15 protein-coding genes are annotated in these 16,135 nt (G+C 67.2%); 4 read left to right on the top strand and 11 right to left on the bottom strand.

The annotated features are described in order from the left end of the window. Positions 1 to 38 precede the first annotated feature (38 nt). Complete coding sequence (locus ACT3S6_RS02170; protein WP_444553523.1) at positions 39 to 1,328, top strand: MFS transporter; 1,290 nt, start codon at positions 39 to 41, stop codon at positions 1,326 to 1,328. 20 nt (positions 1,329 to 1,348) lie between these two features. Here ACT3S6_RS02170 and ACT3S6_RS02165 read toward each other — a convergent pair whose 3' ends face one another. Further along, positions 1,349 to 2,068 (bottom strand): IclR family transcriptional regulator, encoded by a 720-nt coding sequence (locus ACT3S6_RS02165; RefSeq protein WP_444553522.1) that lies wholly within the window; start codon positions 2,066 to 2,068, stop codon positions 1,349 to 1,351. A gap of 160 nt (positions 2,069 to 2,228) precedes the next feature. Between ACT3S6_RS02165 and ACT3S6_RS02160 the strand changes: the two genes are divergently transcribed. After that, positions 2,229 to 2,768: a flavin reductase family protein gene (locus tag ACT3S6_RS02160; RefSeq protein ID WP_444553521.1), complete on the top strand. Its 540-nt coding sequence runs from the start codon at positions 2,229 to 2,231 to the stop codon at positions 2,766 to 2,768. A 249-nt stretch (positions 2,769 to 3,017) separates the two neighbouring features. After that, positions 3,018 to 4,349, top strand: coding sequence for an MFS transporter (locus tag ACT3S6_RS02155; RefSeq protein ID WP_444553520.1), 1,332 nt, complete (start codon positions 3,018 to 3,020; stop codon positions 4,347 to 4,349). Between the two features lie 85 nt (positions 4,350 to 4,434). Here the strand turns inward: ACT3S6_RS02155 and ACT3S6_RS02150 are convergent, their stop codons facing one another. Both ACT3S6_RS02150 and ACT3S6_RS02145 read right to left on the bottom strand, forming a co-directional pair. Next, the gene (locus tag ACT3S6_RS02150) at positions 4,435 to 5,106 is read right to left on the bottom strand and encodes a phosphoribosyltransferase (RefSeq protein ID WP_444553519.1); all 672 of its coding nucleotides are present in this window, start codon (positions 5,104 to 5,106) and stop codon (positions 4,435 to 4,437) included. A gap of 77 nt (positions 5,107 to 5,183) precedes the next feature. Beyond that, the gene (locus ACT3S6_RS02145; protein WP_444553518.1) at positions 5,184 to 5,942 is read right to left on the bottom strand and encodes a hypothetical protein; all 759 of its coding nucleotides are present in this window, start codon (positions 5,940 to 5,942) and stop codon (positions 5,184 to 5,186) included. A gap of 339 nt (positions 5,943 to 6,281) precedes the next feature. Between ACT3S6_RS02145 and ACT3S6_RS02140 the strand changes: the two genes are divergently transcribed. Beyond that, positions 6,282 to 7,679: an MFS transporter gene (locus tag ACT3S6_RS02140; protein WP_444553608.1), complete on the top strand. Its 1,398-nt coding sequence runs from the start codon at positions 6,282 to 6,284 to the stop codon at positions 7,677 to 7,679. Here the strand turns inward: ACT3S6_RS02140 and hpaD are convergent. The 8 genes from hpaD to ACT3S6_RS02100 form a co-directional block, all read right to left on the bottom strand. Continuing rightward, positions 7,676 to 8,773, bottom strand: coding sequence for a 3,4-dihydroxyphenylacetate 2,3-dioxygenase (gene hpaD, locus ACT3S6_RS02135; protein WP_444553517.1), 1,098 nt, complete (start codon positions 8,771 to 8,773; stop codon positions 7,676 to 7,678). The genes ACT3S6_RS02140 and hpaD overlap by 4 nt on opposite strands. A gap of 47 nt (positions 8,774 to 8,820) precedes the next feature. Next, positions 8,821 to 10,326 (bottom strand): 5-carboxymethyl-2-hydroxymuconate semialdehyde dehydrogenase, encoded by a 1,506-nt coding sequence (gene hpaE / locus ACT3S6_RS02130; RefSeq protein WP_444553516.1) that lies wholly within the window; start codon positions 10,324 to 10,326, stop codon positions 8,821 to 8,823. A 27-nt stretch (positions 10,327 to 10,353) separates the two neighbouring features. Further along, positions 10,354 to 11,013, bottom strand: coding sequence for a GntR family transcriptional regulator (locus tag ACT3S6_RS02125; RefSeq protein ID WP_444553607.1), 660 nt, complete (start codon positions 11,011 to 11,013; stop codon positions 10,354 to 10,356). A 10-nt stretch (positions 11,014 to 11,023) separates the two neighbouring features. Next, positions 11,024 to 12,577 carry a fumarylacetoacetate hydrolase family protein gene (locus ACT3S6_RS02120; RefSeq protein ID WP_444553606.1) on the bottom strand — a complete coding sequence of 518 codons (1,554 nt, stop codon included), beginning with the start codon at positions 12,575 to 12,577 and terminating at the stop codon, positions 11,024 to 11,026. A 160-nt stretch (positions 12,578 to 12,737) separates the two neighbouring features. Next, complete coding sequence (locus ACT3S6_RS02115; RefSeq protein WP_444553515.1) at positions 12,738 to 13,601, bottom strand: alpha/beta fold hydrolase; 864 nt, start codon at positions 13,599 to 13,601, stop codon at positions 12,738 to 12,740. A 2-nt stretch (positions 13,602 to 13,603) separates the two neighbouring features. After that, positions 13,604 to 13,933 carry a biotin/lipoyl-containing protein gene (locus ACT3S6_RS02110; protein ID WP_444553514.1) on the bottom strand — a complete coding sequence of 110 codons (330 nt, stop codon included), beginning with the start codon at positions 13,931 to 13,933 and terminating at the stop codon, positions 13,604 to 13,606. Next, the gene (locus ACT3S6_RS02105) at positions 13,926 to 14,957 is read right to left on the bottom strand and encodes an alpha-ketoacid dehydrogenase subunit beta (protein ID WP_444553513.1); all 1,032 of its coding nucleotides are present in this window, start codon (positions 14,955 to 14,957) and stop codon (positions 13,926 to 13,928) included. Before ACT3S6_RS02105 ends, ACT3S6_RS02110 begins: the two co-directional genes overlap by 8 nt. After that, positions 14,950 to 15,981: a thiamine pyrophosphate-dependent enzyme gene (locus tag ACT3S6_RS02100; protein ID WP_444553512.1), complete on the bottom strand. Its 1,032-nt coding sequence runs from the start codon at positions 15,979 to 15,981 to the stop codon at positions 14,950 to 14,952. Before ACT3S6_RS02100 ends, ACT3S6_RS02105 begins: the two co-directional genes overlap by 8 nt. Positions 15,982 to 16,135: the final 154 nt, after the last annotated feature.

Genomic DNA, 16,135 nt, shown 5'->3' with positions numbered 1-16,135 from the left:
GGCTGGGACGGGCGCACCTTGAAGGACCCGTGAAACACATGAACACCGATCCCTCGGCGCCCGCCACGGGCACACCCCCCGAGAACGCAATCACCGGTTCCGGCGGCAGCTTCCGCAGCTTGCTGGAACTGGCAGGCCCGGGATTCTTCCCGCTTGCCTTCTTCGCCCGGCTGCCGTTGGCCATGCTCACCATCGGCACCCTGACACTGATCAGCACCGCGACCGGCTCCTATGCCAGCGGCGGGGTCGCCGCCGGAGCGGTGGGGGTGGGCTCGGCCATCGGCGCGCCGATGATCGGCTACGCCGCCGACCGGTGGGGCCAGCGTCGGGTCCTGGTGCCGGCGGCCCTGCTGCACGCGGTCGTGGTCTCCGCGCTGATCCTTACCGGCCTGGGGGTCATCGAATCCGGGTCACCGCTGCTGGTCATCATCATCTCCTTCGTCGCCGGGGCGAGTTGCCCCCAGGTCGGCCCGCTGGCCCGGGTGCGCTGGATGGCCCTGACCCAGGGGCGCTCCCGTGGCCGGCGCGAACTCGAAACCGCACTGAGCTATGAAAGCACCGTGGACGAACTGACCTTCGTCATGGGGCCGGCGTTGGTCGGTGTGCTGGCGTCGCTCGTGGCCCCCTGGCTCCCGCTGGCCCTGGCCGCCCTGCTGACCGCGGCCCTGGTTCCGGCCTTTGCGGTCCACCCCACGGCCAACGCCATTGAACTCCAGCAGCCCGGCGCCGAGCCGGTCCCCGGATCCGGGTGGATCACCGCCCGGGTGGTGCGCGTCGGACTCTGCGTACTGGGCATGACCGGGATGGGCACCCTCTTCGGTTCCGTCTCGGCCGGCGCCGTGTCCTATGCGGGACTCTTCGGCAATGCCAGTGCCGGAGGCCTGCTGTATGCCGCCCTGGGGCTGACCTCGGCCGTCGCCGCCCTCTCCGTCTCGCTCTGGCCCCGTGGCTGGGCGCAGCCGGTGCGCTGGGCGGTATGCGCCGCGCTGCTGATCCCGTTGGCCCTGCTGCTGCAGGTGCCCCAGACGATCGGGACGATGGTGGTGTTCCTGTTGCTGATCGGCCTGCCGATCGGGCCGATCCTGGTCACGATCTTCACCGTCGGGGGAGACGTGGCACCGATCGGAAGGATGGGCACCGTCATGACGATGCTCGCCAGCGGGATCGTCGTGGGCACCGCCATCGGCAATGGTTTCGCCGGGGTCCTGGCCGATGTGGTGGGGCCCCAGGGGGCGTTCCTGGTGGCCGCTGCCGCCGCGATCGTCCTCTTCCTCTCCGGGGTGGGAACCTACGCCCTGGGGCGGGTGCCGCGCACCGAAGGCGCCTGACCGGCCCAGGCCCGGGGGAGCTATGCGCCCAGGGCGACCTCGACGGAGGCCGCGGCCGCGGCCACGCGTCGGCCCAGGGCATCGGCGTGGACGTCGTGGGCTGCCGTGGCATAGACGACCGCCACCGCCGCCGGGGTCTGGCCGGGGACCTGGAGGGCGGCGGCGATCGAGGAGACCCCGGGGATGACTTCATCCAGGCTCGTGGCATAGCCGTCCGTCCTTGCCTGCTCCGCGGCGGCGCGCCAGGGATGTTTCGGGGCGACCTCCTCCCAGCCGGTGCGTGAATAGGCGGACTGGATCGCGATGCCCGGGGCCCCGTGGGTCAACGGGTGCCGGGAGCCGGGGCGCTGCATGACGGTGGCGGTGCTGTGCCGGGGTTCGACGGAGACCAGGGTGATGCAGTCCTCGTGGTCCCAGACGGCCAAAAACGCCGTCATTCCCAGCTCGTTGGCCAACGCGGTCAGCTCCGGCAGGGCGGCGCTTTGCAGATCGCGTTGGACCCCCCGGGCCAAGGAGGCCAGACCCGGGGCGCCTTCGAGGCGTCCGGTGTTGTCCCGACGGACCAGGGCATGGTCCTCCAGGGTGCGCAGGATCCGGTAGGCGATGGAGCGGTGGACGCCCAGCTCGTCGGCGAGCTCGGCGATCGTGGGAGGCTCTGGCCGGTCGGTGATGATCTCCAGGGCGCGGAGCCCCCGGGACAGGGTCTGCGCAGGGGAGCCGGCCGGGGGGTTCTGGGACACGGGGACCGCCTTTGCCTTGAGGACCGGGGTGTGGGCTCTTGTGCCCTGCAGGACCCCGGGATACGTTTGGAATAGTTCCCTCATGGAACCAGAAGTTCGAATATAGAATACCGGTGGTCGTGAAGGCAAGACGCCGATCGTCGGTGACGGAGGATCGAGCATGGACGCCTCCCCGAAGGACGAAGTGGCCGAAGGCGGCCTTCCGCACCGGATCGGGACCACCGACCCGCGACATTTCCGGGGCAGCCTGGGGCGCTTCGCCACCGGGGTGACCATCGTGACCTTCGATGGATCCACCAAACGCCATGGCATCACCGTGAACTCCTTCACCTCGGTCTCGATGGACCCGCCCCTGGTGCTGGTCAGCATCGCCCGCAGCACCCGGGCGCACGACGAGCTGGCAGGCCGGCCCTTCACCGTGAACATCCTCGGCGCCGAGCAGCAGGCCCTGGCCCTGCATTTCGCCGGCAAGCCCGGGCCGGACCCCGTGTGGGTCGAAGGCGAGACCGCCCCGCGGCTCGCGGGTGTGCTGGCGCATTTCTCCTGCAACCCCTGGGCCGCCTACGACGGCGGCGACCACACCCTGTACCTGGGCCAGGTCGAGGACTTCAACTACCGCGCCGGGGACGCCCTGGCTTTCGCCAATAGCGCCTTCACCACCATTCCCGGCAGCCAGCTCGGGGTCGAAGAACTCCTGTGATCCGCCGGGGCGCAACATCCTGAACGAGCCTCCGGAAGCCCTTGACAGGAACGGGCGAACTGATACCGCCGGAAATGCGTTCCCTACCGGGTCGAGCGGGCCGGAAGGCGTTGCCGTCATCCGAGAGAAATACGTGAAATGTTGACGGGAAATTGACGAACTTTTCGGCTACGATGAGTTGGATCACATTTACCGTCCGTTCGGTCGGTTATGCACCTAGCGCGGAGAGCGCAGAACACTGGAGTTCGCATGTCCCTGTCAGCCGCAGCACCGACTGCAGCCACCCGGCGCGAGGAACGCAAGGTCCTGGCCGGAACCCTCGTCGGAACCACCATCGAATGGTATGACTTCTTCATCTACGCCCAGGCCGCAGGACTGGTCCTGGGCCCCTTGTTCTTCGCCCCGCTGGGGGAAACCGGAGCACAGCTGGCCTCCTGGGCCTCCATCGGTATCTCGTTCCTCTTCCGCCCGCTCGGCGCCATCGTCGCCGGACACCTGGGCGATAAGCTCGGACGCAAGAAGATGCTGGTCTTCACCCTGGTCATGATGGGCATGGCCACCTCGCTCATCGGCGTGCTGCCCACCCACGCACAGATCGGCGGATGGGCCGCCATCCTGCTGATCCTCCTGCGCGTGCTGCAGGGCTTCTCCGCAGGTGGGGAATGGGGCGGCGCCGCCCTGATGTCCGTCGAGCACGCCCCGGACCACCGCCGTGGATTCTTCGGCGCCTACCCGCAGATCGGCGTCCCCTGCGGCATGATCCTGGCCACCGGCACCATCTGGCTGCTCACCACCCTGATCGGCGAAAAGGAATTCCTGACCTGGGGCTGGCGCGTGCCGTTCCTGTTCTCGATCGTGCTGATCCTCGTGGGCTACATCATCCGCCGGTCGGTGGAGGAATCCCCGGTCTTCGCCGCCCTGCAGGAACGCAAGAAGGAGTCCTCGGCCCCGCTGAAGACGCTGTTCAAGCACAACACCCGTGAAGTCGTCCTGACCGCGCTGATCTTCATCGCCAACAACGCCGCCGGTTACCTGCTGATCGCCTTCTTCGCCACCTATGCTTCGAAGAATCTGGAAATGGACCGCGGCCCGGTGCTGCTGGCCACCGCGTTGGCCTCCTTCGGTTGGCTGATCTTCACGATGTACGGGGGCATCCTCTCGGACAAGATCGGGCGCGTGCGGACGTTCCAGATCGGCTACATCCTGGTGGCGCTCTGGGCGGTACCGATGTGGTTCCTCATCGATACGGCCAACATCTACTGGTACTTCGTGGCGCTGTTCGTCCTGACCATCGGGCTGGGCCTGTCCTACGGCCCGCAGTCGGCACTGTATGCCGAGATGTTCCCGGCCCGGGTGCGCTACTCCGGGGTCTCCATCGGCTACGCACTCGGGGCCATCCTCGGGGGCGCCTTCGCCCCGCTGATCGCGGCGCTGCTGCTGGAGAAGACCGGGCACTCGTGGAGCATCGGGATCTACGTGGTGGTCATCTCGATCATCTCCCTGATCGCGGTCTCGCTGGTGAAGGAAACCCGCGGGGTAGACCTCATGGTTGAACACCACGTGGACTACGTCGAGAAGTAGAAACACACGGCACGACGACGGCCGCCCCACCGCCCGGATCCAGTCCGGGGGGTGGGGCGGCCGTCAGTGGTTGCGAGGTGCTGAACTAGCCGCCCAGCAGGCGCAGCACGTCCTCGTCGCTGACCTGGGCGAAGTTGGCGTAGAACTCACCGACCGCACCGAATTCCTCCGGTTGCAACGGGCACACCAGTTCATCGGCCATCGCCGCCAGTTCCGCACACACCCGCGGTGGCCCCACGGGGGAGGCGACGATCACGCGGTCGGGGTGGCCTTGGCGGATGACCTTGATGGCCGCGAGCATCGACGCCCCGGTGGCCAGGCCGTCATCGCAGAGGATCACGTTCTGCTCTCCGACGTCGATGCCGCGCCGGCGCAGATAGGAAAGCTGGCGGCGTCGTAGTTCCCTGGATTCGCGCTCACGGACCTCATCCAGGGCGGCCTTGCGACGTCGTTCCGGTGGAAGCGTCGCCAGGACCTCGTCCATCAGCACTTCGGCTTGATCCGGTCCGTGGGCGGCCAGGGCCCCGAAGGCGAGTTCCTCCTGGTCGGGAACGCCGAGCTTGCGTACGACCAGCGCGTCGAAGGGGGCGTCGAGGGCCCGGGCGACGGCGGCGGCGATCGGTACGCCTCCCCGGGCCAGGCCCAGTACGACGACTGAATCGGGTTGGTCCCGGTAGGCGGTGAGATGGCTTGCCAGATGCCGGCCTGCGTAGTCCCGGTCCGAAAAGGGACGGGAATCTGATCGAAATGGTCCCATGCCCCATTATCGCCCGGAAGTTACGGGGTGACCAGTCTCGGGCGTGGCGTTGAAAGCGCCGCCGGCCCCGAGTACAACTAGTTCGTCATCTCCGGGGTCGGTTCCAGGGTCAGGGTCGACCCGTCCGGGCGCGGGATGTCGATGGGCCCCAGATCGTCGGCGGTCTCGGTACCCATGGCGAGGGTGATTGAGTGATCGAAATTATCCATGATCTCCACCGGCGGCCGCAGATCCTCGTGGTTTCCGGGAATGGCCAGAATGACCTTCTTGACCTGCTTCATTTCCATGTCCGGCGGGAGCAGGTGGGCCACGAGACCATCGGAATCCTTCTCCTGGTCCACGCGCACCGCCAGCCCCTGGTCCTGGACCTCCTGGACCGGACGGCATTGGATGCCGGGGGTTCCATAGTCCACCGGGGTGCCATCCCCGTCGCCCGGGGTCGCCCAGGCAATGAAGCACAGGTCGTCGTCCTCGTCGGTGGCGATGAATTGCGCGGCGTAGGAAGACCACCCCAACAACCGGACACTATCCGGCGTGATGTCTCCCAGGTCGGCTTCGACCGGCAGCTCATCGTTCTCGTCCGGGGTCCGTTCCAGGGCCGGATACAGCTCTGCGGCCTCGGGCGGGGGAGCTGGTTCTGCAGTTTCGGAGGAGGTTGCGGACGAGGAGTCCGACTGGGCCGCGCCCGAGCTCGAGGGTGAGGGGTCGGGTTCGAGGATGCAGGCCGAGGTGCCGAAGAGCACGGCACCGATCGATAAGGTACCTACCAGGAATTTCATGTGTTTCACGGTCACCATCTCCTGGGTGTCGTCGCGGACCCGACGTGAGTACAGCAAGACCGCATCACGTCCTCGTCGCCGTTGCCATCGATTGAATCAACACGGTGAGTCTAGGGAATTACTCTTCCCGCTGCAATTATTAGACATCACGGGACCATGGTGACAATCCCGGGATACGATGCCGGCGCGGGTCGACGTCGCCGCATGTCGGCAGAGGGTTGGCTGCCATCCGCCTCCGGGCCGGCCCCACAGGCAGGTCGGTCACCGCAAGGGGCGACGTCTGCGGCCGGTCAATGCTTGAATGGTTCAGTGACCCCTTCCCCCGCCACCCCCGACGCGACCCCCTATGTCCCGGATCCACGCCGGTGGCGCATCCTGATCGTCCTATTGGTCACGATGTTCATGTCGTTGGTGGGCGTGAGCATCGTCAATGTGGCGCTGCCCTCCATCCAATCCGGTCTGGACGCCTCGCAATCGGATCTGCAATGGGTGCTGTCCGGCTACGCCTTGACCTTCGGCATCGTCCTGGTCGCCGCCGGACGCACCGGGGACATCCTGGGGCGGGGACCGTTGTTCCTGGCCGGGGTCACCGTCTTCACGCTCTCGGCGGTCGCTGCCGGGCTGGCCCCGGACCCGACGAGCCTGAACATCGCCCGCTTCGTCCAAGGCGTCGGCTCCGGTCTGTTGAACCCCCAGGTCGTGGGGATGATCCAGCAATACTTCCGGGGCCGTGAACGCGGACGCGCCTTCGGGGCGCTGGGCAGCGTCGTCGGGGTCTCGGTGGCCTTCGGACCGCTGATGGGCGGGCTGATCATCGAGACCTTCGGTGCCGAAACCGGCTGGCGCTGGACCTTCCTGGTCAACGTCCCGGTGGGGATCGTCGCCGTCGTCCTGGCGCTGCTGTGGTTCCCCCGGCCCCTGTTCATCCGTCGTGCCGTGGCCGCGGAAGCCACGAGGGAACCCACCAGCCCGCAGCCGATGCAGAAATTCGATCTGGACCCGGTGGGGGCCCTGTTGTTGGGGTTCAGCGTGCTGGCCCTGCTGTTGCCCTTCGTCGAATCGGAGGGTTCGGCCTGGGCTTGGCTGCTGTTGCCGGTCGGAATGCTTCTGCTGGGACTGTGGATCATATGGGAACGCTCCTATAAGCAACGCGGCGGCAGCCCGATGGTCGATCTGGAACTCTTCAGGACCCGCAGCTTCACCCTGGGGACCATCATCGCCGGACTGTATTTTTTGGGCGTCACGAGCGTCTGGGTGCTGATCGCGCTCTATGTCCAGGACGGATTGGGGCTCAGCGCCCTGCAGACCGGCCTGCTGGGGCTCCCCGCCGCCCTGTTGGCGGCGGTGAGTTCGAACTGGGCCGGAAAACGGGTCATGGACTTCGGCCGGAAGATCGTCATCGGCGGAATCATCAGTGCGTTCGTGGGGCTGCTGCTCACGGTACTGGTCGTCCAACTCGAAGCCGCCGGCATCCTGAGCATCTGGTGGCTGCTGGGCTCCATGTGCTTCGTGGGGCTGGGGCAGGGCTCGATCATTTCCCCCAACCAGGCGCTGACCCTGGCGGAGGTTCCGCAGGAATATGCCGGCAGTGCCGGGGGAGTGCTGCAGACCGGCCAGCGCATCGGAACGGCCGTGGGCCTGGCACTGGTCACCGTCGTGTTCTTCGCGATCCTGGCGCTGACTGATTGGACCACCGCCTTCACCGTGGCCTTCTCGGTGATCGGCCTCGTCGTGCTGGTGACCCTGGCCGTGGCCGTGGCGGACGAAAAGCGGCGCGGGACCGGTCGCTCCTAGAGCTGGTGGCCCATCTTGAACCCGACGTCCTCGCCGGGCTCGTCGGTCTTTCCGTCCCCGGGAGAACGGGTGTAGGAGAAGCCGTCGGCCCCGACGGTCACCGCCATCTCGGACTTGTCCTCGCGGACGGTGACCGGCTGCGGGTTCCCGTCCAGATCCAGGACCAGGGAGGCTTCGGTGTACCAGGAGGGGACCACCGCGTTGCCCCACCAGTCACGACGCTGGTTGTCATGCACATCCCAGGTGATCGTGGGGTTGTCCGGATCGCCGGTGTAGTAGTCCTGCGTGTAGATCTCGATCCGGTGGTCATCCGGATCCAGGATGTACAGGTAGAAGGCATTGGACACCCCATGGCGGCCGGGGCCGCGCTCGATCCGGTCGGAGATGCGCAGGGCGCCCATCTTGTCGCAGATCTGGATGATGTTGTGCTTCTCGTGGGTGGCGAAGGCGACGTGGTGCATCCGCGGCCCGTCACCACCGGTCAGGGCCGTGTCATGCACGGTCTGCTTGCGGTGCATCCAGGCCGCGTAGGTGACCCCGTCGGAGTCCTGGATGTCCTCCGAGACGCGGAAACCCAGACCTTCGAGGTATTCGCGGCCCCGCGGGACATCGGGGGTGACCTGGTTGAAGTGGTCCAGACGGACCAGCTCGCCGGCGGAGTAGAGATCGTAGCGCTGGTGCAGGCGTTCGACGTGCTCGACGGCGTAGAAGAACTCGTAGGGGAAACCCAACGGGTCCTCCACCCGGACCGAGTCACCGATCCCCCGGACGAACCCGTCCTTGCGGCGTTCGGTACGGCAGCCCAGTTCCTTGAAGTAGGCTTCCGCAGCGTCGACCTCCTCCGGGGACCTCACCCGGTAGGCGAAGGCGGCCACCGCGGCCACCGGGCCCAGGGTCAGCACCAGGTTGTGGTGGATGAACTCCTCGAAGGAGCGCAGGTAGATGGCGTGCTCGTCCTCGTAGGTGACGTGCAGCCCCAGCAGGTCCACATAGAACTGGCGGGACCTGGCCAGATCGGTGACCACGATCTCCATGTACGCACAGCGCACGATATCGGGGGCCGGAAGCGAAGAGGTGACGGTTTTGGTGCTCATGATGATTCCTTAGGGTGTGGGATGCCCGGCAGCGTCATTGCTGTCTTTCAGGCGCCGAACTTGGGCGTGTGGACCTCGCCGAGCGTGATGTGCACGGCCTGCTGGTCCGTGTAGAAATCGATCGAACGGTAGCCGCCCTCATGGCCCAGGCCCGAGGACTTCACCCCGCCGAAGGGCGAACGCAGGTCACGGACGTTGTGGCTGTTCAGCCACACCATGCCGGCCTCGACCGCCTGGGCGAAGTTGTGGCTGCGCTTGAGGTCGTTGGTCCACACATAGGCGGCGAGCCCGTATTTGGTGTTGTTCGCCAGTTCCAGGGCCTCCTCCTCGGTGTCGAAGGGGGTGATCGCCACCACGGGTCCGAAGATCTCCTCCTGGAAGATCCGGGCGTCGGGGGCCACGTCCACGAAGACCGTCGGGGCGACGTAGGAGCCGTTCTCCTGGCCTGCGGGCAGCTGCTCGGGGCGGCCGCCGCCGGCGACGAGCCGGCCTTCGGTTTTGCCGATCTCGACGTAGGACATGACCTTGTCGTAGTGCTCGGGGTGCACCAGGGCCCCGACCTCGGTGGCGGGGTCGTGGGGGTCGCCCACCACGATGTTCTTCGCCCGGGCGGCGTAGGCCTCGACGAACTTGTCGTAGATGCCGCGCTGGACCAGGATCCGCGAGCCGGCGGTGCAGCGCTCGCCGTTGAGCGAGAAGACCCCGAAGACGGTCGAGTCGATGGCCGCGTCGAAATCGGCGTCGTCGAAGACGATGGCGGGGGACTTGCCACCGAGTTCCATCGACATGCCCTTGAGCGATTCGGCGCAGTTGCGGAAGATCGTCTGGCCGGTGGTGGATTCGCCGGTGAAGGAGATCAGCGGGACCTGGGGGTGCTTCACCAGGGCGTCGCCGGCCGATTCGCCGAAGCCGTTGACCAGGTTGAAGACGCCTTCGGGCAGACCGGCCTCCTCGAAGATCTTCGCCCAGAGCGAGGCCGAGAGGGGAGTGAACTCCGCCGGCTTCAGCACCACGGTGCAGCCCGAGGCGATTGCGGGGGCCAGCTTCCAGGATTCGAGCATGAACGGGGTGTTCCACGGGGTGATGAGCCCGGCGACGCCGATCGGCTTGCGGTTCACGTAGTTCAGCTGCGATCCGGGGACCTTCAGCGCGTTGTCGTGCTGGGCGACGATCAGGTCCGCGAAGAACCTGAAGTTCTCGGCGGCACGTTGGGCCTGGCCGCGGGCCTGGGTGATCGGCAGACCGGTATCGAAGGTCTCCATCTCGGCCAGACGGTCCTCCTGGGCGACAACGGCGTCGGCGATCGCGTACAGGACCTTGGCGCGGGCCCGGGGCTTCATGGTCGGCCAGGGGCCGTGGTTGAAGGCCTCGCGGGCGGCGTCGACGGCGGCATCGATGTCGGCCTGCTGGCCGGAAGCGGCGGTGGCATAGGTGGTGTTGGTGACGGGGTCGAGGACTTCGAAGGTCTCTCCGCCGGCGGAATCGACGAAGCGGCCGCCGATGTAGTGCTGCAGGTGCTTCGGCAGGTTCTCGGGGACGAAATGCTTGCTCATGCTGTGTTCCTTCCGTGGACGGGTGGTTCAGAGGGTCGACGGCGGTTGGCCGGCGGCTTCGAGATAGGCGTTGAGGGTGTTGGTGCGGTGGGCGCGGGCCGCCTTTTCGATCTGCTCGGCCGGGGCTCCGGTGGCGAGCAGATCGAGCAGGGCGTCATGTTCGGCCACCGAATGACGGGCCCGGCCCGGGATATGGCCGAACGACGTCGAGCGCATGGCGCCCAGACGGGCCCAGCCGCGGTGGACCAGATCCAGGATGTGCGGATTGGGGCAGTTCTCGTACAGCACCGCATGGAACTGGTTGTTCAGTTCGGTGAAGCGGCGCGGATCGAAATCCGTGAGTGTCCGGCGCAGGGACTCATTGATCTGCCGGGCCCGGGCCAGGTCCTGGCTGCTCAGCAGCGGGGCGGCCAGGGCGGTGGCCGCCCCCTCGATCACCGACAGGGTCTGCATGGTGTGCAGATACAGGTCGGTGTCCAGGGAGGCGACGGTGGCCCCGACGTTGCGTTCGAAACGGACCAGGCCCTCGGCCTCGAGTTTGCGGATCGCCTCGCGGACCGGGACCACGCTGCAGCCCAGTTCCGCGGCGATGGTCCCCAGGACCAGGCGGTAGCCCGGCACCAGGACACCGGAGGCGATCCGGTCGCTGAGCAGGGTGTAGGCCTGCTCCGATTTACTCGTGGCGATCACGGGGCCCCTACTTCGGGTCGACGCCGACGGTTGAGGCACCGGAGGCGAGCCAGGCGTCGTAGGTGCTCTTCCATTCGGCGTTCATCGGGAACAGGCCTTCGACCTGGTGGCCCTGGCGGACCTGTTCGAAGGTGAACTCGTCCTTGCGTTCCTGCTCCATCGCCTCCTCGGCGACCTGCTCGGCCAGTGCCGGGGGGATGACCAGGATGCCGTCGTCGTCGGCGACGATGATGTCACCGGGCTGCACGGTGGTGCCGCCGCAGGCGATGGTGAGGTCGGTGTCCCATGGGACGTGCTTGCGGCCGAGCACCGCGGGGTGCGAACCGCTGTAGTAGGCGGGGATCTCCAGTTCGGAGACCGCGGTGAGGTCGCGGACGCCGCCGTCGGTGATGATGGCCGCCGCCCCACGAACCTGGGCGCGCAATCCCAGGATGTCGCCCAGGGTGCCCGAGCCGGTTTCGCCGCGGGCCTCCATGACGAGGATCTCGCCTTCGTTCACCGAATCGATCGCCCGCTTCTGGGCGTTGAAACCGCCGCCGTGGGACTTGAAGAGGTCCTCGCGGTTGGGGACGAAGCGCAGGGTCCGGGCGGTGCCGATGACCTTGCGTCCGGTCTTGGTCGGGTGCAGGCCGTCGATCGAGACGTTGTTCAGTCCGTGCTTGCGCAAGGTGGCCGAGATCGTCGCGGTGGCCACCGCGTTCAGCTTCGCCTTCAGATCCTCGGTGAGGACGACGGCGGAACCGGCGGCGGGGGAGAGGGCGCCGGCCGCGGAGGCGGCCTCGCGGGAGCCGTAGGCGTCGATCAGATCCGTTTCGGAGAGCCGGGGCTGGTTCCCGAAGCTGCCCATTGCCGCCGTGCCCTGGGTGACCGGGGTGATCAGCCGGCCGGTGCTCAGCCCCGAGGCCGGGTCGTCGACCTCGACCTCGACGGTGTCCCCGGGGACGATGACCGAGGAGCCGGCGGGGGTGCCGGTGAGGATGACGTCCCCGGGTTCCAGGGTCATCAGCTGGGAGAGGTCGGCGACGATGCGGGCGAAGTCGAAGATCAGCCCGGCGGTCGTGTCGTCCTGGACCAGCTCCTGGTTGACCCAGGTGCGGATCCGCAGCTTCGCCGGGTCGATGGAGGCGGCCGGCAGCATGGCCGGGCCCATGGGGGTGAAGCCGTCGCCCGATTTGGAGCGGACGTTGGAGCCCTTATCGGCGTACTTCATGTCGTAGACGCCCAGGTCGTTGGAGGCGGTGACCCCGCCGACGTGGGCCCAGGCCTGATCGGGGGAGACCCGGCGGGCCGTGGTGCCGATGACCAGGGCGATCTCGCCTTCGAAGGCCAGGGCCTCGGTGCCCGCGGGCCGTTCGACGGGTGTTCCGGAGACCGACAGCGAGGAGGCGGCCTTCATGAAGTAGGAGGGATGCTCCGGGGTGCGCCCGCGCTGGGCGGCCCGCGAGGCGTAGCTCAGATGGACGGCCAGCACCTTCCCGACGGCGTCGATCATGGACTCGTCGACCGGTACGGTCCGAACTGCGCCCTGCTCGCCGGTGTCTACTTCGGGATTCTGCTCCAACGCCACGGTTCCTCCTGTGATGTACGAAATCGTATACGATCTATCATGCCCTGTGGACCACATCACGTCAAGGGGATCAGGGGTGTGGAATGAACCTGTTGGAGACGGCGCAAGGCCGCCCGGTAGCCGGGCGGCCTTGCTGTCCTTCAGGGGTGGGGCGTTAGCCGTTGATGAACTCCACGGCCGCCTGCTTATACGCACGCGAGGTCACCGCATTGGCGTGGGTGCGCACCGGCAGGATCAGCTCCTGGACCTCGGCCCCGGGACCCTGGTGCTCCTGGGCCAGCTGAACGAGCGTCGGCAAGGTCGCCGCCAGTTCGTCGCGTTCGCCGGCCACCAGCAACACCGGCATCGAGGGCACGGCCTCCGCGGGGTCGAAGGGCTCGGATTTGATGGCCTCGATCAGGGACAGCATCGAGAACATGTTGTTCGTGGGCACCAGCTGGGCCATGCGCACCAGCTCCGCCGTCGTGGGGTCCCCGATCTCGGAACCGCCGGCGAGGTGCTCCCGGGCCGCGTCGAGGTCGAAGGTCGCCAACGGGTCGTTGCTGGCCGGCCCGCCGAGCACCACCCGGCGCACCAGTTGGTCCTGGGTCCCGGCGAACTCCCAGGCCAGACGTGAGCCCAGCGAGTAGCCCAACACGTCCACCCCCGAGGCTGGATCCCCGTCGGCCAACGGCCTGACGTGCTGGTCCTGCAGGATCTGCAGGAGCTCCGCACGGATCCGGCTGGGGGTGTAGGCATCGAGGTCATCCGGGGCGGGGCTGAGCCCGTGACCCGGCAGATCCACGGCAATGACCTTGCGACCGGCGTCGTTCAGGGCGGTGATCCACCCGGTGGCGACCCAGTTCAGTTCGGTGGAGGAGGCGAATCCGTGGATGAGCAGGACCGGGCGGGAGGCCGAGTCGTCCCCGGCGGAGAAGATCCGCACGGCCAGGGAATTCTCGGTGCCCTCCACCCGGTGTTCCGCCTCATGATGTGCGGTGGCCGGCCGGTCCGCGCCGGTGTTTTCGACCGGGGCCACGATCAGTCCTCGTCCAGGTTGGCGCTCAGACGCACCCGGCGCTTCGGGGCGGCTTCCTTGGGTACGGTGCCCACGATGCCTGCGGTGTCGTCGGGGACCTCGAAGACGATCAGGTCCTCGCCGACGTTGATCGTGTCGCCGGGCTCGCCGTGGATGCGCAGCACCTTGCCGGCCTGCGGGGACGGCAGCTCCAGCGAGCTCTTGGTCGTTTCGACCTCGACGAGCGGCTGGTTGCGCTCGACCTGGTCGCCGACGGCCACCAGCCATTCGAGCACGGTCGCGTCGATGAGGCCTTCACCCAGATCGGGCAGCGGGAAGGAAATTTCAGCCACGGCGGTACTCCAATACTCGTTGAATGCCGAACAGGATGCGGTCGATGTTGGGGATGTACTCGTCCTCCAGGTCACCTGAGGGATACGGTACGTCGAAACCGGTCACCCGCTCAACGGGTGCCTTGAGCACCCCGAAGCAGGACTCGGAGACCAGCTGGGCGACTTCGGCGCCCAGCCCCGCGGTCCGCGGGCCCTCATGGACGACGACGGCGCGTTTGGTCTTGGAGACCGAGGCGGCCAGACCGGCGGCGTCGATGGGCTTGAGCCAGCGCAGGTCCAACACCTCGATGCTGATCCCGTCCTCTTCGGCCAGTTCGGCGACCTGCAGGCAGCGGGCGACCATGGCGCCCCAGGCAATGAGGGTCAGATGGCGGCCTTCGCGGGCGATGACCGAGCCCTCCAGGTCCCCGGGGTTCTCGGTGTCGACCTCGCCCTTCTGCCAGTAGCGGGACTTCGGCTCCATGAACATGACCGGATCGGGCATGAGGACCGACTTCTTCAGCAGGTGGTACGCCTGGTGCGGGGTCGAGGGGGAGACGACCTTGAGCCCGGGGACGTGGGCGAAGAGCGACTCGAGGGACTCGGTATGCATTTCGGGGGCGCGGATGCCGCCGAAGGAGGGCACGCGCAGGGTCACCGGCATCGGCAACGTCCCGCGGGAACGGTAGTTCATCCGGCCCAGCTGGCAGACGATCTGGTTGATCGCCGGGTAGGCGAAACCGTCGAACTGTACTTCGGGGATCGGATGCCAGCCGGCCATGGCCAGCCCGATGGACATGCCCAGGATGCCGGATTCGGCCAGCGGGGTGTCATAGACGCGGGTGCTGCCGTGTTTGGCCTGCAGCCCGTCGGTGATGCGGAAGACGCCGCCGAGGCCGCCGACGTCCTCGCCGAAGATCATCGAGCGCGGGTCTTCGGTCAATAGTTCGTCCAGGCCGCGGTTCAGGGCCTTTTGCATGGACATTTCGACGACGGTGTTCTCCATCGGACGCTCCTGCACGGTTGCGGTGGCCGGGTTAGACATGTTCGGATTCCTCTCGCCAGTTCGCGGCCTGGGCTGCTAGTGCTTCGGTGGGTTCCTGGAAGACGAAGTCGAACATCTCCGTGCCCGGGCGGGCGTCGAGAGCGTCGACTCCGAGGCGGACCTGCTCGACGAATTCGCCGGCCTGCTCGCTGATGTCGGCTACCGTCGCGTCATCGAGGGCGCCTGCTTCACGCAGGGTCGCTTCGAGGCGGTTCAGCGGGTCCTCGCCGCCGTCACGACGTTCATCGTCCAGGCTGCGGTAACGGCCCGGGTCATCGGAGGTGGAGTGCGGTCCGCGGCGGTAGGTCATGGCCTCCACCATGGCCGGACCGTTGCCTGCCCTGCCGTGTTCGACGGCGGCACGTACGGCGCGGACCACGGCGACGACGTCGTTGCCGTCGACCTGGATCGAGGGGATCGCGTAGCCGGCCCCGCGCGCGGCAACGGAGCCGCCGGCGACCTGGCGTTCGGTGGGAACCGAGATGGCCCAGCCGTTGTTCTGCGTGAAGAAGACCACCGGGGCCTTGTAGACCGAGGCGAAGTTCATGGCCTCGTGGACGTCGCCCTGCGAACTGGCGCCATCACCGAAGTAGGTGAGCGCGACGTTGCCGGTGCCATCGACGGTCTGTCCGTGGGCCCAGCCCACGGCGTGCAGCACCGAACCGGCGACGACGGCCTGGATGGGTGCCACATGGGTTTCGGCGGGGTTCCACAGGCCACCATGCCAGGAGGCCTTATGGGTGGACATGTACTCGACCATGTCGACCCCGGCGGCCAGGGCGACGCCCATTTCGCGGTAGGTGGGGAAGGCGAAGTCGCGGGCGAAGTCCAGCGCGTAGGCGCTGCCCACCTGGGCTGCTTCCTGGCCCAGTTCCGGGGCGTAACCGGGCAGGATGCCCTGTCGCTGCCAGGCGATGGCGGCGACATCGAGCTGCCGCGTGCGCACCATGAGGGAATACAGCTTCAGTAGTTCATCGGTGCCGAGCTCGTCGGCGTGCGGCTCGAGCCGGGGTGCATCGGTCATGTTCGACTCCCTGGGGGTGTGGTTCGGTGGACTTGCTCCGACCGTAATGACCCGGAAGTTCATGCGCAATACGCCGATGGTTGGACCAACAATCTGCGCAGAGTGTCTATAGTTAAGAATGATCAACTGTGCACATTGTATAGCTAGGAGGGGT

The organism is Arthrobacter sp. AOP36-C1-22 (assembly GCF_052377515.1).
In the GTDB taxonomy this organism is placed as follows: Bacteria; Actinomycetota; Actinomycetes; order Actinomycetales; family Micrococcaceae; genus Arthrobacter_H.
This window is presented reverse-complemented; position numbering and strand designations above follow the sequence as displayed.